A 16,451-nucleotide genomic window follows, 5' to 3' on the forward strand; every position below is an offset into this window, starting at 1 on the left:
GCGGGATATCCGATCGTCTGCACGGACAATGGCGATAAAGGTCCCGTCGCTACCATGGTGACTGCCCGACGGCAGCTTCGTTCATGGTCAGTAACTGACGGCCAGTGAGTCGGCGATCCGCCTGCAATCCGCCGTCGTCGCACCCAAACCGCGAGCCCGGGAAGGCCCCCACCCCATGGCGAACAACATGTCGTTCATCGGCCGTGACATGGCTGTGGACCTCGGTACGGCCAACACGCTGGTGTACGTCAGGGGCCGAGGGATCGTCCTCAACGAACCGTCAGTGGTGGCCGTCAACACCAACACCGGCGGAATCCTCGCGGTGGGCGCGGAGGCCAAGAAGATGATCGGGCGCACGCCCGGCAACATCGTGGCCATCCGCCCGCTCAAGGACGGCGTCATCGCCGACTTCGAGATCACCGAGCGGATGCTCCGCTACTTCATCCTGAAGATCCACCGCCGCCGCTACCTGGCCCGGCCGCGTGTCGTGGTCTGCGTGCCCAGCGGCATCACCGGTGTCGAGCGCCGTGCGGTGATCGAGGCGTCAGCGCAGGCCGGCGCGCGCCAGGTGCACATCATCGAGGAGCCGATGGCGGCGGCGATCGGCGCCGGTCTGCCGGTCCACGAGGCCACCGGCAACATGGTGGTCGACATCGGCGGCGGCACCACCGAGGTGGCCGTCATCTCCCTCGGCGGCATCGTCACCGCGCAGTCCATCCGGGTGGCCGGCGACGAGCTGGACAACGCGATCATCCAGCACATCAAGAAGGAGTACTCGCTCCTTCTCGGTGAGCGCAGCGCCGAGCAGATCAAGATGACCATCGGCTCCGCCTACCCCGCCGAGGGGGACAACGAGGAGCACAGCGAGATCCGCGGCCGCGACCTGGTCAGCGGGCTTCCCAAGACGGTCGTCATCTCCGCCGCCGAGGTGCGCGAGGCGATCGAGGAGCCGGTCAACACCATCATCGACGCCGTCAAGACCACGCTGGACCAGTGCCCGCCGGAACTCGCCGGTGACATCATGGACCGCGGCATCGTTCTCACGGGTGGCGGCGCGCTGCTGCGCAGCCTCGACGAGCGCCTGCGCCGCGAGACCGGGATGCCGGTGCACATCGCCGAGAACCCGCTGGACTCCGTCGCGCTCGGCTCCGGCAAGTGCGTCGAGGAGTTCGAGGCGCTCCAGCAGGTCCTCGACGCGCAGCCGCGCCGCTGACCTCCGAGCCCCACCCAGCCGAACCCCAGGCAAGCCGTACCCCAAGCAAGGCCCATCCGCTCACGCTGCGTCACGAATTGAAGGGCTCCGCCGAGAATCGTGAGGGACACACGAGAGAGCCGACTCCTGCTGATCCTGCTGGTGGCGGTCGCGTTCGCGTTGATCACCGTGGACATCCACGGTGGTGACGACTCGCCGCTGAACGGTCCGCGCTCCGCCGCCGCCTCGCTCTTCGGGCCGGTCGAGAGCGGGGTCTCGCGGGTGGTCAGCCCGGTCGCGGACAGTCTGCACGCGCTGCGCAACTCCGGCAGCCAGGCCGACCGGATCCGCGCGCTGGAGCAGCAGAACGAGCTGCTGCGTCAACAGCTGTCCTCCAACGACCTGGTGAAGTCCCGTGACGGACAGCTGAGCAAGCTGCTCGGGCTCGCGGGGGCCGGCCAGTACACCATCAAGGTGGCGCAGGTCGTGGCCATAGGGTCCAGCCAGAACTTCTCCTGGACCGTCACCATCGACATCGGCAGCACCGACGGCATCCAGCGCGACATGACCGTCATCAACGGCGACGGCCTGGTCGGCCGGGTCACCACCGTCGCGCCGACCACCTCCACCGTGCTGCTCGCGGTCGACCCGCGGTTCACCGTCGGCGCGCGGCTGGAGACCAGCGGCGAGGTCGGCTTCGGCACCGGCGAGGGCGACGCCCCGATGCGGGTGGAACTGCTCAACGGCCACGCCGACGCCAAGGTCGGGGAGCGGCTGGTCACCTTCGGCTCCGAGAACGACAAGCCGTTCGTGCCGGGCGTCCCGTTCGGCACGATCACCCAGATCGTCAACACGCCCGGCGAGCTGACCAAGACGGTGCTGGTCCAGCCGTTCGTCAGCTTCACCAAGCTGGACCTGGTCGGCGTCGTCGTGCAGCCGCCGGCGACGGACCCGCGCTTCGCGGTGCTGCCGCCGAAGCCGGCCGCGCCCGCGCCGGCGCCGGCCAACACCCCGGCCCCCTCGACCTCGGCGTCGCCCGCGCCGTCGGCCAGCGCGACGAAGAAGAGGTGACGGCATGATCCAGCGTTTCCTGCTCTCCGCGGCGCTCATCGTGGGCGCGATGGTGGTCCAGGTCAGCATTCTGGCCCGGCTCGGCCTGCCCGGCGCCGTGCCGGACCTGCTGCTGCTCGTCGTGATCGGCCTCGCGCTGGTCTACGGGCACGTCACCGGCTGCCTGATCGGCTTCTTCGGCGGCCTGTTCATCGACCTCGCCCCGCCGTCCGACCACGCGGTCGGCCGGTACGCGCTGGTGCTGTGCGTCGTCGGCTACGTCGCGGGCCTGATGAAGCCGGAGACCGGCCACCTGCGCTCGGTCATGACGCCGCTGATGGTCGTCGCCGCCGCGGCCGTCGGCTCCACGCTGCTCTACGCGGGCGTCGGCGCGCTGGTCGGCGACACCGCCGCCCGGCACGTCGGGCTGACCGGCCTGGTGATCTCCTCGGTGATCTACGACGTGCTGCTCGCGCCGTTCGTCGTGCCGGGCGTCATGGCGCTGGCCCGACGCACCGTCACCGACCCGGCCGCGGGCGCCGGACAGGGCACCCCGCCCAAGCCGCGCCGGATCGGCCTGAACCGCCGCGGCACGTTCTTCGCCGACCGCGGCACCCGCACCGGCGGCGCGGCCGGTCTCGGCACCGTCCCCGGCTTCGGCCAGGGGTCGGGCGCCTCCACCAAGCCGAGCCGGAGCGGCAAGCTCAGCCGCCTCGCCGGCAAGTCCCTGAAGTAGTCGACGCCGCGCGAGCGGCGCCCGCACCATCGACAACCCTGAAGACCCAGCGGAAGCCAGGAGGGGAATCCCGTGGGCAACATCCCGGAGACGGGCCGCACCCGGAAGATCACCGGCCGGCTGCTGGTGCTCCAGGTTCTGGTCCTCTCCCTGCTCGGCACGCTCGGCGGGCGGCTCTGGTACCTGCAGATCCGCAACGGAGCCTCCTACGAGCAGCAGGCCTCGTCCAACCACATCCGTACGGTCGTCGTCCCGGCCGTGCGCGGTGAGATCCTCGACGCCAACGGCGTGCCGCTGGCGACCAACACCACCAAGCTCGTCGTCTCCGTCTCCCGCACGTCGTTGATAGGGCAGAAGGACGGCGGCGTGGCCGTGCTGACCCGCCTGGGGCAGGTGCTCGGCATGAGCGCCCAGCAGGTGGAGGACAAGGTCCGGCTCTGCGACGCCAAGACCCCGGCGCCCTGCTGGAACGGCTCGCCCTACCAGCCGATCCCGGTGACCCAGACGGCCACCACCCAGCAGGCCATGCAGATCATGGAGCGCCAGGAGGACTTCCCCGGCGTCACCGCCACCCCGGCCGCCGTGCGCACCTACCCGGCGCCCGACAAGGCCAACGCGGCGCAGATACTGGGTTATCTCTCCCCGGTCACCCAGGACGAGATCAACGCCGCCACCGACTCCGGCGGCAAGTCCTCGCTGTCGCCGTCCGACCAGGTGGGCCGGGCCGGCCTGGAGTTCCAGTACGACAAGTACCTGCGTGGCGCCAACGGCACCAGCAACCTCGAGGTGGACAACCTCGGCCGGGTCATCGGCACCGCGGGCGGCGACGCCGCGGTCCCGGGCGACTCGGTGGTCACCAGCCTCGACGCGCGCATCCAGGCCATCTCCGAGCAGCAGCTCCAGCAGGCCATGGTGACCCTGCGCAAGACCTACGACCCGGTCACCCACGAGAACTTCAAGGCCGACTCGGGCGCCGTGGTGGTGATGAACGTGCACACCGGCGCGATCATCGCCATGGCCAGCGCCCCGACCTACGACCCGAACATCTGGTCCGGCGGCATCTCGGCCAAGGACTACGCGGCCCTGAACAGCACGTCCTCCGACTACCCGATGCTGAACCGAGCGATCCAGGGCCAGAGCGCCCCGGGTTCGACCTTCAAGGTGGTCAGCACCACCGGCGCCCTCAACGCCGGGTACGGCTTCGACTCGACGTTCCCCTGCACCTCGTCGATGACCATCGGCGGCCGCGTGTTCAAGAACTTCGAGGGTGAGAACTTCGGCGCCATCAACCTGTCGAAGGCCCTCGAGGTCTCCTGCGACACGGTCTTCTACAACATCGCCTACCAGCAGTGGATGAAGGACGGCGGGACCAAGCCGAAGAACCCGAAGGACTGGCTGTACAAGACGGCCCACCAGTTCGGCCTCGGCGCCCTCACCGGCGTCGACCTGCCGGGCGAGGTCAAGGGCCGCGTCCCGGACCGTCAGTGGCACGTGGACTACTACGACGCCATGAAGGACATCTGGTGCCAGCAGGCCAAGACGGAGACCGACGCGTACCTGAAGGCCATCGCCACCGAGGACTGCGCCGACTTCGCCACGCTGCGAGCCGGTGACGAGGTCAACTACGCGATCGGCCAGGGCGACACGCTGGTCACCCCGATCCAGATGGCCCGGATCTACTCGGCGCTGGCCAACGGCGGCACCCTCTACCAGCCCGAGCTGGCCAAGGCGATCGTCAGCCCGGGCGGCAAGGACGTCCAGGCCGTCAAGCCGGTCGTGCAGGGCCACCTGCCGGACACCCCGAAGATGATCAACTACATCGACCAGGCCACCGCCAACGTCATCACCAGCGGTACCGCCGCCTGGAAGTTCGGGGGCTGGCCCCAGGACAAGATCCAGCTGCACGCCAAGACCGGTACCGCCGAGGTCGTCGGCAAGCAGACCACGTCCTGGTTCGACACGTACACCAAGGACTACGCGATCGTGATGACGATCTCCCAGGGTGGTACGGGTTCCGGCGGCTCCGGTCCGGCCGTGCGCAACATCTACAACGCGCTCTACGGCATCCAGGCCGACAACTCGATCGACCCGGGCAAGGCGATCCACCCGCCGGCGCAGAACCAGCTGCCGACCTTCCACGCCGACGGCACGGTCACCAGCCCGGTCGACTACACCGTGCAGCTCCCGTCGCTGGCCTCCACGCCGCAGCAGCAGGCGCCGGTGCTGCCCGCGCTCGACATCGCCGCCCTCGCCCCCGAGAGGAGGGCCGACGGATGGCAGGCCTGACGAGCCCGAGTTGGTCCGCCCCGCGCTACAAGCCGCGCCGGGACGGGATGGCGCGGCTGCTGGAGCGGGACTCCCCGTTCCGGCGGATGGACTGGATCCTGGTGCTGGCCGCGCTCGCGCTCTCCGGCATCGGTTCGCTGCTGGTGTGGTCCGCGACCCGCTCCCGGGTCGAGATCAACCACGGCGACCCGCAGTACTTCCTGGTCCGGCACCTGGTGAACCTCGCCATCGGCATCGGCCTGTGCACGGGCGTGGTGCTGCTCGGCCACCACCGGCTGCGCACCGCGGTGCCGTTCATCTACGGCCTGTCGATCCTCGGCGTCCTCGCCGTCCTCAGCCCGCTCGGCTCGACGGTCAACGGCGCGCACTCGTGGATCGTGCTGGGCGGCGGCTTCTCCATGCAGCCCTCGGAGTTCTGCAAGATCTCCATCATCCTGATCTGCGCGACGATACTGTCCGCCCGCGTGGACGCCGGGGAGATGCAGCGGCCCAACACCCGCTCCATCCTCCAGGCGCTGGGGCTGGCGGCGGTGCCGATAGGCATCGTGCTGATGATGCCGGACCTTGGTTCGACCATGGTCATGGTCGTCATCATCCTCGGCCTGCTGCTCGCCTCCGGCGCGTCCACGCGCTGGCTCGGCGGCCTGGCCTTGGTGGGCGCGATCGGCGCCACCGCCGTGGTCAAGCTGCACATCCTGAAGCAGTACCAGATCGCCCGATTCGCGGCCTTCGCGGACCCGACGCTCGACCCCGCCGGCGTCGGCTACAACACCGCGCAGGCCCGCATCGCCATCGGCTCCGGCGGCCTGCTCGGCAAGGGCCTCTTCCACGGCACGCAGACCACCGGGCAGTTCGTCCCCGAGCAGCAGACGGACTTCGTGTTCACCGTCGCGGGCGAGGAGCTCGGCTTCGTCGGCGGCATGGTCATCATCGGCCTGCTCGGCGTCATCCTGTGGCGCGCGTGCCGGATCGCCCGCGAGGCGACGGACCTCTACAGCACGGTCCTGGCGGCGGGCGTGGTGACCTGGTTCGCCTTCCAGGGCTTCGAGAACATCGGCATGACGCTGGGCATCATGCCGGTGGCCGGCATCCCGCTGCCGTTCGTCAGCTACGGCGGGTCGTCGATGTTCGCGATCTGGATCGGCATCGGATTGCTCCAGTCGGTCAAGATACAGCGCTCGATGGCGGGCTGAGACGGCCCCGACGGCGCGGAACCCGGTGTGCGCGCCGGAGTAGTGCAACGGAGCGAATCCGTCGCGGCGCGGCGTTCGCCTCGGAGCTCCCGTGGCCCGTGCGACCGAGAATCGGTCGCATGGGCCACGTTTCCCTTTCCATGATCGTGAAGGACGAGGCGGAGTCGATCGTCGAGGTGCTCGGCGACGCCTCCGCCTTCTGCGACGAGCTGGTCGTCGCCGACACCGGCAGCACCGACGGCACGCAGGAGCTGGCGCGCGCCGCCGGCGCCCGCGTGGTCGACGTCCCGTGGACGGAGGACTTCGCCGCCGCACGGAACGCAAGCCTGGACGCCTGCACCGGGGACTGGATCATCTGGCTCGACGCCGACGACCGCGTCCCGCCCGCATCGCAGCAGGCCTTCTCGCGGGTGCTCGCGGCGCTCGACGGGGACGTCGACGCGGTGATCTCGCCCTACCACTGCGCGTTCGACGAGAGCACCGGCGCGCCGACCTTCACCACGCTGCGCGAGCGCGTCCTGCGCCGCGCCGCGGGCCTGCGGTGGAGCGGGGCGATCCACGAGGTCGTCGACATCACCGCGGCCCGCACGCGCTCCGAGCCGGAGCTCGTCGTGGAGCACCGCCGGACCGAGGCGCAGGCGGCCAAGGACGAGGGGCGCAACCTGCGCATCCTGGAGCGGCTCTACGCCGAGGGCGACCGCTCCCCGCGCACGCTCTACTACCGGGCGAACGAGCTGCGCGACCTCGGCCGGCACGAGGAGGCGGCCGCCGCCTACGCGGAGGTGCTGGAGACCGAGCAGCCCGCCTGGGAGCGGTACTTCGCGCTGATGTCGCGGGCCGAGTGCCTCCAGGCCGTGGACCGGGGCGCGGAGGCGGCGGAGGTGGCGCTGCGGGCGGTGCTGCTGGACCCGACCCGCCCGGAGGCCTGGATGGTGGCCGGCATGATCCCCTACGAGCAGCACGACTGGGCCCGCGCCGTGCCCTTCTTCAGCGCCGCGACGGCGGCGCGGACCCGCCCGGCCGAGGGCTTCGTCCGCGACCGCGACCACGGGTGGGCGCCGTGGGACTTCCTCTCCGTCTGCCTGGGCAACTCGGGCCGTCACGAGGAGGCCCTGCACGCGGGCGTGCGCGCGCTGCGCGGCAATCCGCAGGCGGACCGGGTGCGGGGGAATCTCGGCTGGTTCGTGAGCGAGCTGCCGGTGACGGATTCGATCGGCTGAGGGCAGGGCCCTTCGCATGGCGCTTGTACGCCGACCGAGTAGTCCGTCAATCTGATAGTGATATCAACGATCCTCTGTGTGGGATCTGACGCCTCGACATCGCGACACCAGCGACCATCGAGGTGGAAATGACCGAGGATCACCGCTCCAGGGCCGTCGCCCGAACCTTCGCCCGCGTGGCTCTGGGCGTCGGCGGCACCGCGCTGACGGGCACACTGCTCAGCTCACCGGTGACCGCCATCGCCGCGGACCTCGCCGCGACGCACACCTCGGTGGCCCTCAAGGCTCCCGCCGCCGTCACGCCGGTCGTGGTGCACCGGGCGGCCGCGCCCGCCGCTGCGAAGCGGGCGGCGGGGCCCGACGGGGGCAAGAAGCCGCCCAAGTGCCACGAGGAGAAGCACTGCAAGTGCCCGCCCGGCCCGCGCGGTCCCAAGGGCGCCACCGGCCCCAAGGGCCCGCCGGGTGCGAAAGGCGCCCCCGGTGCGAAGGGTGCCACGGGTTCCCCTGGTGCGAAGGGCGCGACGGGCGCCACGGGTTCCCCCGGCGCGAAGGGCGCGACCGGTGCCACGGGTTCCCCTGGTGCCACCGGGCCGAAGGGTGCGACGGGCCTCAACGGCGCGACGGGTGCGACCGGCGCCAACGGTGCCACCGGTGCGACGGGCACGAACGGCGTGACCGGTGCCACCGGCGCCAATGGTGCGACGGGCGCCACCGGCGTCAACGGCACGACCGGGCCGACGGGCGCGACGGGCGCCAACGGCGCGACCGGTGCCACAGGCGTCAACGGTGCGACGGGTGCGACCGGCGCCAACGGCGCCAACGGCGCCACCGGTGCGACGGGTACCAACGGCGCGACCGGTGCGACGGGCGCCGCCGGGCCGTGCATGACCCTGGACTCCTTCATCCACGGGGACGTGGAGTACACGGTCGTGGTGCGCAACGGTCACGTGGACGTCGGCTCCGAGGACCTCAACCCGACGCCGGGAACGACGTCCTGGACCAGCCCGCCCAATGCGCTCCCGGGAGGTGCCGTCGCCTGCGGCGTGGGCATCAGCGACCACGGCAACACCGCAGTCGTCGAGGTGCTCAGCACCACCGGAACCCTCTACCAGACCAGCTGCGCGTTCGCGACCGGTTCCACGCCCGTGACCTGCACGAACGGCTGGACGACGGTGACCAACCAGCCGACGCTGCTGCGTTCCTCCGAGCCGGAGAAGCGGGCCGAGCCCGAGGAGCGCTGACCCCGCCGTCCTCCACCTGCCGCCCCGGGCCTCCCCCCGGGGCGGCAGGTCCGTCGCGGGGCCGGAGGTCAGTCCCGCTCCGGGAACCGGTACGCGTCGACCTCCGCCAGCAGCCTCTTGCGCCGCTCCTCGTCGTTCTCCAGGAACGAGGCCTCGAAGGAGTTGCGGGCCAGCAGCCGCAGCTGATCGTCCGTCAGTCCCAGGGCGGCGCGGATGCCCCCGAAGTTCTCGTCCACGTATCCGCCGAAGTACGCCGGGTCGTCGGAGTTGACGGTCACCAGCAGCCCCGCCGCGAGCATCGCGGGCAGCGGGTGGTCGGCGAGGGTGTCCACGCAGCGCAGCCGGACGTTCGAGAAGGGACAGACGGTCAGCGGGATGCGCTCCCGGACCAGCCGTTCCACCAGCTCGGGATCCTCGATCGCCCGGATCCCGTGGTCAATCCGCTCGACCCGCAGCACGTCCAGCGCCTCGCGCACGTACTCGGGCCCGCCCTCCTCGCCCGCGTGGGCGACCAGCCGCAGCCCGGCCTCCCGGGCCAGCCGGTAGACGTCCGCGAACTTCGCCGGCGGGTGCCCGACCTCGGCCGAGTCCAGGCCGACGCCGTCGATCGCCGCGCCGAAGTACGGCCGGCACGCCTCGAAGGTCGCCAGCGCCGACTCCTGCGGGAGGTCCCGCAGGAAGCACATGATCAGCCTGGTGCTGATGCCGTGCCGCTCCGCCGCCGCGTCCAGAGCCCGCCGCAGGCCGCGCACCATCGCGTCCAGCTCCACGCCGCGCGAGGTGTGCGCCTGCGGGTCGAAGAAGATCTCCGCATGGCGGACGCCCTCCGCCTCCGCGCGGACCAGGTAGGCCTCGGCGAGCGCGGTGAAGTCGTCCTCGGTGCGCAGCACGTCCATCAGCTGGTAGTAGAGGTCGAGGAAGGACTGGAGGTCGCTGAAGGCGTACGCGGCGCGCAGCTGCTCCGGGTCGGCGTACGGCAGGTCCACCCCGTTGCGGTGTGCCAGCTCGAAGGCGAGTTCGGGCTCGAGCGTGCCCTCGATGTGCAGGTGCAGCTCCGCCTTGGGGAGGGGGGATGCAGCCGCCTTGGGGATGGGTGACACAGTGCGCTACCTCGGAAGAGAGCCGGCCAGGGACATTCGGGTCAAACCACTTACCTTAGTCCCTGCGGTAACCTTGAGGGTCACCCCGGCGTCCACACGAAAGTCCCTGCCTCTCATGCCTGTCGAGTCGGTCTTCCCGCGCCTGGAGGCCCTCCTCCCGCACGTCCAGAAGCCGATCCAGTACGTCGGCGGCGAGCTCAACTCGACCGTCAAGGACTGGGACGCCTGCGATGTCCGCTGGGCTCTCATGTACCCGGACGCGTACGAGGTCGGTCTGCCCAACCAGGGCGTCATGATCCTGTACGAGGTCCTCAACGAGCGCGAGGGGGTCCTGGCCGAGCGCACCTACAGCGTCTGGCCGGACCTGGAGGCGCTGATGCGCGAGCACAGCGTGCCCCAGTTCACCGTCGACGCCCACCGCCCGGTCAAGGCCTTCGACGTGTTCGGCCTGAGCTTCTCCACCGAGCTCGGCTACACCAACATGCTCACGGCGCTGGACCTGGCCGGCATCCCGATGCTCGCCGCCGACCGCACGCTGGACGACCCGATCGTCCTGGCCGGCGGCCACGCAGCGTTCAACCCGGAGCCGATCGCGGACTTCCTCGACGCGGCCGTCGTCGGCGACGGCGAGCAGGCCGTCCTCGACATGACGGAGATCATCCGCGCCTGGAAGGCCGAGGGCCGCCCCGGCGGCCGCGACGAGGTGCTGCTGCGCCTCGCCCGCACCGGCGGCTTCTACATCCCGCGCTTCTACGACGTCGAGTACCTGCCGGACGGTCGCATCGCCCGCGTGGTCCCGAACCGGCCCGGCGTGCCGTGGCGCGTGTCCAAGCACACCGTCATGGACCTCGACGAGTGGCCCTACCCGAAGCAGCCGCTGGTGCCGCTGGCGGAGACGGTCCACGAGCGCATGTCGGTGGAGATCTTCCGCGGCTGCACCCGCGGCTGCCGCTTCTGCCAGGCGGGCATGATCACCCGCCCCGTGCGCGAGCGCTCCATCACCGGCATCGGCGAGATGGTCGAGGCGGGCCTGAAGGCCACCGGCTTCGAGGAGGTCGGCCTGCTGTCGCTCTCCTCCGCCGACCACACCGAGATCGGCGACATCGCCAAGGGCCTGGCCGACCGCTACGAGGACGACAAGGTGGGCCTGTCCCTGCCGTCGACCCGCGTGGACGCCTTCAACATCGACCTCGCCAACGAGCTCTCCCGCAACGGTCGCCGCTCCGGTCTGACCTTCGCGCCCGAGGGCGGCAGCGAGCGCCTGCGCAAGGTGATCAACAAGATGGTGTCCGAGGAGGACCTCATCCGCACGGTCGCCACCGCCTACGGCAACGGCTGGCGCCAGGTGAAGCTCTACTTCATGGCCGGCCTGCCGACCGAGACCGACGACGACGTCATGCAGATCGCCGAGATGGCGAAGAACGTCATCGCCAAGGGCCGCGAGGTCACCGGCACCAACGACATCCGCTGCACCGTCTCCATCGGCGGCTTCGTGCCCAAGCCGCACACGCCGTTCCAGTGGGCCCCGCAGTTGGGCGTCGAGGAGACCGACGCGCGCCTGATCAAGCTGCGCGACGCGATCCGCGGCGACCGCAAGTACGGCCGCAACATCGGCTACCGGTACCACGACGGCAAGCCGGGCCTGATCGAGGGTCTGCTCTCGCGCGGCGACCGCCGCGTCGGCGCGGTCATCCGCGCCGTCTACGAGGACGGCGGCCGCTTCGACGGCTGGCGCGAGCACTTCTCCTACGACCGCTGGATGCGCTGCGCCGACAAGGCCCTGGCCGGCACCGGCGTCGACGTCGCCTGGTACACCACCCGTGAGCGCCAGTACGAGGAGGTCCTTCCCTGGGACCACCTCGACTCCGGCCTCGACAAGGACTGGCTCTGGGAGGACTGGCAGGACGCCCTCGAGGAGGTCGAGGTCGACGACTGCCGCTGGACGCCGTGCTTCGACTGCGGCGTGTGCCCGCAGATGCAGACCGAGATCCAGATCGGCCCCACGGGCAAGAAGCTGCTGCCGCTGACGGTCGTCAACCAGTAGCGCCCGCACCGCGTCACACCACGAGCGGCCCTGCCTTCGGGCAGGGCCGCTCGTCGCTGTTCGGGGGCGGGTTCAGGACAGTTGGCTGAGGCTCATCGCCGACGGGCCCTGGCCGGGGGTGTCCGTACAGGACCAGTCGCCCGAGGAATGGGCGGTGATGAGGGCGAGGCAGTTGCCGAGGGCCTGCTGGCCGTAGGCGTTGGGGTGGAAGGACTCCTGCTCGGTGCCCTGGGTGGCGCCGGTGGTGAGGAAGCGGGCCCACTCGCTGGTGGCGGGGGAGGGCGGCTGGGTGGAGGTCGCGAGCTGGTCGTGGGTGGAGCAGACCTCGTGGCCCTGGAGGGCGTTCTCCAGGTCGAGGAACTGGACGCCCTTGGCGTCGGCGACGTTCCGCAGGGCGGAGGAGATCTCCGGGATCAGGGTGTTGCGGGCCCAGTCGGAGTCGCCGTTCCAGAACGGGCAGCCGCCGGTGTCGGTGCGGGACCAACCGCTCTCCGCGTAGCGGTTCTCACTGCTGCGGGGGATGGGGGAGGGGTAGGACTGGAGGATGATCCGGTAGCTGCCGGGGGCGTAGCCGTCCGAGGCCATTGCGGCGTTGACGGAGTCGATGGCGTTGCCCACGGCGCTCATCGCGCCGGGCAGCGCGGAGGCGATGGCCTGCTGCTCAGAGGGGTTGCAGTAGCTGTACCAGATCTCGTAGTCCTCGACGCAGGTGGTGATCACGTCGGAGAACCCGAGGTCGTTGCCGCCGATCGAGAGCACGATCGTCTGCACGTCGTCGGTCGCGGCGATCTGGGCCAGCTGGTCGGCCTGCGGGGCCTCGCCCTTGAAGGACTGGCCGCCGTCCGCCGCACGCAGGACGTTCGCGGTGGTGGCCCCGGAGCAGGCGATGTTGATGCGGGTGGACTGGGAGAGCCCGGGGGCGCTGTCGACCTCGGCGGTGTCGGAGCGGTCGCAGCCGCTGTTATAGGTGGGGCCGTAGACGACGGTGGGCTGGTAGCTGCCGCCCACGTAGGCGCGGTCGGTGCCGTCGCGGCTGCCGGAGTAGTCGTCGCTGTTGCCGAGCCAGCGTCCGGCCTCGCCGGAGATATAGCTGTCGCCCATGGAGACGACGGCGGTCGGTCCGGTGACGGCCGCATGCGCGGTGCCGCTGCCGTTGAAGAACGCGAGAAGAAGGGTCAGGGACGCGACGCCGAGTCGCATCCCTCTGGAGGAGCCAATCATGGGTGAACTCCAGGTGAGGGTTGGGGTTCACCGGCCGGTGCGCAGAATCTGGCACACGGCTGATTGCTACCGCAAGGTAACTACGGCATTTATTTCTTGAGGGTCCGTCCGGAAAGGGGCGCGTGGTATTTACGCCCCTTTCCGGAGCGAAATTCATTCGGCGGGCGGAGTCAGCAGGCGCAGAGGCAGAACGGGTGGCCGGCCGGGTCCGCGAAGACCCGCCAGGACCTGGTGCCGTCCCAGTCCTGGAGCAGCGTCGCGCCGAGCGCGAGCACCTGCGCCTGCGCGGCGTCGAGGTCGGTGACGCCGATGTCGATGTGGGCCTGCTGCGGGGTGTCCTGGTCCGGCCAGCCCGGTGCCCGGTAGGCGGTCTCGACCTGTTGGAAGGCGAGCCTGGTGCCGTAGTCGCCGACCAGTTCCACCCAGCCGTCGCCCTCGTCCACGACCTTGCCGCCGACCAGTTCGGCGTAGAAGGCGGCCAGGGCCAGGGGGTCGGGACAGTCCAGTGCGTAGGCGCGCAGAGTGCCGATCATCTCGTGCCTTCCATGGGGCGTTACCGCCAGATGCGGTCTACAGGTAACTGCTGGTGTTACCGGATCCTCTCGCACAATCGGTAACATCGCAAGCATGGGAGACGCCCCGGAGCCGTTGCGGCTCGTCCAGGACCTGGTCAACACCCTCGACGTCGACAGCGGTGCGGACGCCCTGGAGACCTTCGCCGCCGAGGGCGTCGATCTCGTGCGGGCGCGCGCCTTTCGTGAGTTGCTACGCCTCGTATGTGCAGCTCATGGAGGGATGGATATTTCCTCGGAGTCGATAGAGATATTCGAAGGTCAGCTCGCAATCGCTCCCCTGGTGCTCGCGCTCCGCCCCGACGGGAGCGCGGAACTCGTCCCGGCTCCCGGACTGCCGCCCACGGAACTGCTGTTCGCGCAGGTCGCGGCCGCTGTCGCAGCTTCCGGCAAGGACTTTCTGCGGCTCAAGGCGTGCGCGGACGAGTCCTGTCGCGAGGTCTATTACGATCGTTCCCCGGCCGGACGCGGACGCTGGTGCAGCATGGCCGTATGTGGAAGTCGTGCGAAGATGCGTGCTTATCGGGCCAGAGGAAATGTTTCTGCAGTCCCTTCGGGCGAATATGCTGAATAGCATGGCCAAGACCCTGATCGACCTGGACGAAGAGGCGTTGGCGTTCGCAGCCGAGGTGCTCGGCACCAAGACCAAGAAGGACACGGTCAACGCCGCACTGCGGGAGATAGGGGCACGGGCCAAGCGCGAGCGGGCCCTGGAGCAGATGCTCCAGCTGTTCGAGTGCGGCGCCTTCGACGACTCGATGCAGCGCCGGGGAGGTGCGCGGGCTTGGCCGGAGCAGGCGGCTTCCTGATCGACACCTCGGCCGTCGGCCGCATGATGCGTCCCGACGTGATCGAGGACTGGCGCGAGCAGATCTCCACCGGTCAGATCGGCATCTGCGACGTCACCAGGCTGGAACTGCTCCGCACGGCCCGTTCCGGCGAGGAGTTCACGCGGATGCGCGCCGGCGTCGAGGCCCTCTACACCTGGTGGCCGATCCCCGAGAAGGCCGCCCGCCGGGCCCTCGACTACCAGGAACGGCTCGCCGAGGACGCCGAACAGGGGACGCTGCGCCTCGTCGGCACGGCCGGCCTGCTGCTCGCGGCCACCGCGGCCCACCACGGCCTGACGCTGCTCCACTACGACGCGGACCTGGAGGCCATGGGCCGCCTCACCGGCCTGCCCACCCGCTGGCTCGCCGAGCCCGGATCCATCCCCTGACGCGCCCGCGTACCCTTGTAGGCGCACAACCGCCCCTACTCCCGAAGGACTGAGCGCACTGGCACGCCGCACGCCCGATGGTCCGCCGCCCGCACCCGTGGTCCAGCGGATCCGGCTCCGCTACACCAAGCGCGGGCGCCTCCGCTTCACCAGCCACCGCGACTTCCAGCGGGCCCTCGAGCGCGCCCTGCGGCGCTCCGCCGTCCCCATGGCGTACTCCGCCGGCTTCACCCCCCACCCCAGGATCAGCTTCATGAACGCCGCGCCCACCGGCGCCGCGAGCGAGGCCGAGTACGTGGAGCTGGCCCTCGCCGAGCACCGCGACCCGGAGCTGCTGCGCAAGCAGCTCGACGAGTCGCTCCCGCCCGGCCTGGACGTGATCGACGCCGTCGAGGCGCAGGGCAAGGACTTCATGGAGCGGCTCCAGGCCTCCGTCTGGCAGCTGAAGCTGGACGGCGTCGAGCCGGACGCCGCCCGCGCCGCCGTCGCCGCGTTCCTCGCCGCCGACGAGGTCATCGTGGAGCGGCAGACCAAGAACGGCCTGCGCAGCTTCGACGCGCGCGGCGCGGTGATCTCGCTGCAGGTCGTGGATGCGCAGGTGGACGCGGGTGCGCCCGCCCTACCGGAAAGTACGACCGATATCCCTGCAGGCCGCGCCTGTGCGATACTGCGGCTGGTTGTTCGGCACGCCACACCCGCCGTCCGACCCGACGACGTCCTGACCGGGCTTCGTGCGACGGCCGACCTCGCGCTGCCGGTCCCCGCTGGGGTGACCAGGCTGGCGCAGGGGCCGCTCGACGAGGAGTCCGGTGCGGTGACCGACCCGTTCGCGTCCGACCGCGACGCGGCTGCGGCCCTTGGAACCCACAGTTCCGAGGCGGCCGGGCCGCAGCTCGTGTAGCGGCGATCGGTCGGCGACGCGGCGTCGCCGGCGCCCGACCGGCGCCCTGGGAGCCATCCGGGGCCGGGTCGAGGGGTGCGACCAGAAGACTTCGGCACGCCCGCGAACCCGTGGGGGTGCCACGACGACATACGCGAGCCCCCGTGCGGCGCCCGCCTCACCGGCGCGGCGCCCGGGGGCGTGACGGGAGAACCGCCCGCATGCCCGACATCACCGACAACGAATCCAACGAGCGGCGCGACCAGAGCGACACGCAGGCAGCGGCCCCCAAGGCCGCCCCGCGCCGCCGCCGCGCCGCGAGCCGCCCGGCCGGCCCGCCGACAGCGGAGGCTGCCGCCTCCGAGACGTCCGTCGCCGCCCAGGGCGCAGAGACGGCCACGCAGGCCGCTGCCGCGTCCACCCCGACCGAGCCTGCCGCCGAGGAGGCGCCGGAGCCGCGCAAGCGGGCCCGCCGCACCCGTAAGAAGGCCGAGACT

At 70.7% G+C, this 16,451-nt stretch carries 16 protein-coding genes; 13 read left to right on the top strand and 3 right to left on the bottom strand.

Annotated features, from left to right (window positions below; translation table 11 throughout):
- Positions 1-187: 187 nt before the first annotated feature.
- The 7 genes from TR50_RS23590 (at position 188) to TR50_RS50015 (ending at position 8,918) form a co-directional block, all read left to right on the top strand.
- Positions 188-1,213: a rod shape-determining protein gene (locus tag TR50_RS23590; protein WP_042425343.1), complete on the top strand. Its 1,026-nt coding sequence runs from the start codon at positions 188-190 to the stop codon at positions 1,211-1,213.
- 99 nt (positions 1,214-1,312) lie between these two features.
- Positions 1,313-2,263, top strand: coding sequence for a rod shape-determining protein MreC (gene mreC / locus TR50_RS23595; protein ID WP_042425265.1), 951 nt, complete (start codon positions 1,313-1,315; stop codon positions 2,261-2,263).
- 4 nt (positions 2,264-2,267) lie between these two features.
- Entirely contained in the window at positions 2,268-2,978 is a 711-nt protein-coding gene (gene mreD, locus TR50_RS23600) for a rod shape-determining protein MreD (protein ID WP_042425268.1), read from the top strand.
- Between the two features lie 72 nt (positions 2,979-3,050).
- The gene (gene mrdA / locus TR50_RS23605; RefSeq protein ID WP_042425270.1) at positions 3,051-5,264 is read left to right on the top strand and encodes a penicillin-binding protein 2; all 2,214 of its coding nucleotides are present in this window, start codon (positions 3,051-3,053) and stop codon (positions 5,262-5,264) included.
- Entirely contained in the window at positions 5,252-6,457 is a 1,206-nt protein-coding gene (gene rodA / locus TR50_RS23610) for a rod shape-determining protein RodA (RefSeq protein ID WP_042425273.1), read from the top strand. Before mrdA ends, rodA begins: the two co-directional genes overlap by 13 nt.
- A 119-nt stretch (positions 6,458-6,576) precedes the next feature.
- Entirely contained in the window at positions 6,577-7,677 is a 1,101-nt protein-coding gene (locus tag TR50_RS23615; protein ID WP_084700837.1) for a glycosyltransferase, read from the top strand.
- 128 nt (positions 7,678-7,805) lie between these two features.
- Positions 7,806-8,918, top strand: a complete 1,113-nt coding sequence (locus TR50_RS50015; RefSeq protein WP_084700839.1) for a collagen-like domain-containing protein — start codon at positions 7,806-7,808, stop codon at positions 8,916-8,918.
- 68 nt (positions 8,919-8,986) lie between these two features.
- Here TR50_RS50015 and TR50_RS23625 read toward each other — a convergent pair whose 3' ends face one another.
- Positions 8,987-10,018, bottom strand: a complete 1,032-nt coding sequence (locus TR50_RS23625; protein ID WP_236654561.1) for an adenosine deaminase — start codon at positions 10,016-10,018, stop codon at positions 8,987-8,989.
- 115 nt (positions 10,019-10,133) lie between these two features.
- Between TR50_RS23625 and TR50_RS23630 the strand changes: the two genes are divergently transcribed.
- Positions 10,134-12,062, top strand: coding sequence for a TIGR03960 family B12-binding radical SAM protein (locus tag TR50_RS23630; protein ID WP_042425280.1), 1,929 nt, complete (start codon positions 10,134-10,136; stop codon positions 12,060-12,062).
- Positions 12,063-12,134: 72 nt separating this feature from the next.
- Here the strand turns inward: TR50_RS23630 and TR50_RS23635 are convergent, their stop codons facing one another.
- Both TR50_RS23635 and TR50_RS23640 read right to left on the bottom strand, forming a co-directional pair.
- Positions 12,135-13,283, bottom strand: a complete 1,149-nt coding sequence (locus tag TR50_RS23635) for a GDSL-type esterase/lipase family protein (RefSeq protein WP_084700841.1) — start codon at positions 13,281-13,283, stop codon at positions 12,135-12,137.
- A gap of 170 nt (positions 13,284-13,453) precedes the next feature.
- On the bottom strand, positions 13,454-13,816 hold the full coding sequence (locus TR50_RS23640) for a VOC family protein (protein WP_042425283.1): 363 nt from the start codon (positions 13,814-13,816) through the stop codon (positions 13,454-13,456).
- Between the two features lie 94 nt (positions 13,817-13,910).
- Here TR50_RS23640 and TR50_RS44505 point away from each other — a divergent pair, with 94 nt between their 5' ends.
- The 5 genes from TR50_RS44505 to TR50_RS23660 all read left to right on the top strand — a co-directional run.
- On the top strand, positions 13,911-14,429 hold the full coding sequence (locus tag TR50_RS44505) for a CGNR zinc finger domain-containing protein (RefSeq protein WP_084700843.1): 519 nt from the start codon (positions 13,911-13,913) through the stop codon (positions 14,427-14,429).
- 1 nt (position 14,430) lies between these two features.
- Positions 14,431-14,664 (top strand): type II toxin-antitoxin system VapB family antitoxin, encoded by a 234-nt coding sequence (locus TR50_RS23645; RefSeq protein ID WP_042425355.1) that lies wholly within the window; start codon positions 14,431-14,433, stop codon positions 14,662-14,664.
- The gene (locus tag TR50_RS23650; protein ID WP_052441265.1) at positions 14,640-15,074 is read left to right on the top strand and encodes a PIN domain-containing protein; all 435 of its coding nucleotides are present in this window, start codon (positions 14,640-14,642) and stop codon (positions 15,072-15,074) included. The genes TR50_RS23645 and TR50_RS23650 overlap by 25 nt, the downstream gene beginning before the upstream one ends.
- A gap of 97 nt (positions 15,075-15,171) precedes the next feature.
- Positions 15,172-15,975 carry a TIGR03936 family radical SAM-associated protein gene (locus TR50_RS23655; RefSeq protein WP_042425286.1) on the top strand — a complete coding sequence of 268 codons (804 nt, stop codon included), beginning with the start codon at positions 15,172-15,174 and terminating at the stop codon, positions 15,973-15,975.
- Positions 15,976-16,175: 200 nt separating this feature from the next.
- Positions 16,176-16,451 (top strand): hypothetical protein (locus TR50_RS23660; protein ID WP_042425290.1); only part of this gene is annotated, 276 nt, incomplete at its 3' end.

Source organism: Streptacidiphilus anmyonensis (assembly GCF_000787855.1).
Taxonomy (GTDB): Bacteria; Actinomycetota; Actinomycetes; order Streptomycetales; family Streptomycetaceae; genus Streptacidiphilus; species Streptacidiphilus anmyonensis.

Coding starts and splice junctions, on each gene's coding strand:
- TR50_RS23640 (WP_042425283.1), bottom strand. CDS start 13,816: ATGATCGGCACTCTGCGCGCCTACGCACTGGACTGTCCCGACCCCCTG.
- TR50_RS50015 (WP_084700839.1), top strand. CDS start 7,806: ATGACCGAGGATCACCGCTCCAGGGCCGTCGCCCGAACCTTCGCCCGC.
- TR50_RS23590 (WP_042425343.1), top strand. CDS start 188: ATGTCGTTCATCGGCCGTGACATGGCTGTGGACCTCGGTACGGCCAAC.
- TR50_RS44505 (WP_084700843.1), top strand. CDS start 13,911: ATGGGAGACGCCCCGGAGCCGTTGCGGCTCGTCCAGGACCTGGTCAAC.
- rodA (WP_042425273.1), top strand. CDS start 5,252: ATGGCAGGCCTGACGAGCCCGAGTTGGTCCGCCCCGCGCTACAAGCCG.
- TR50_RS23630 (WP_042425280.1), top strand. CDS start 10,134: ATGCCTGTCGAGTCGGTCTTCCCGCGCCTGGAGGCCCTCCTCCCGCAC.
- TR50_RS23635 (WP_084700841.1), bottom strand. CDS start 13,283: ATGATTGGCTCCTCCAGAGGGATGCGACTCGGCGTCGCGTCCCTGACC.
- mreD (WP_042425268.1), top strand. CDS start 2,268: ATGATCCAGCGTTTCCTGCTCTCCGCGGCGCTCATCGTGGGCGCGATG.
- TR50_RS23615 (WP_084700837.1), top strand. CDS start 6,577: ATGGGCCACGTTTCCCTTTCCATGATCGTGAAGGACGAGGCGGAGTCG.
- TR50_RS23645 (WP_042425355.1), top strand. CDS start 14,431: ATGGCCAAGACCCTGATCGACCTGGACGAAGAGGCGTTGGCGTTCGCA.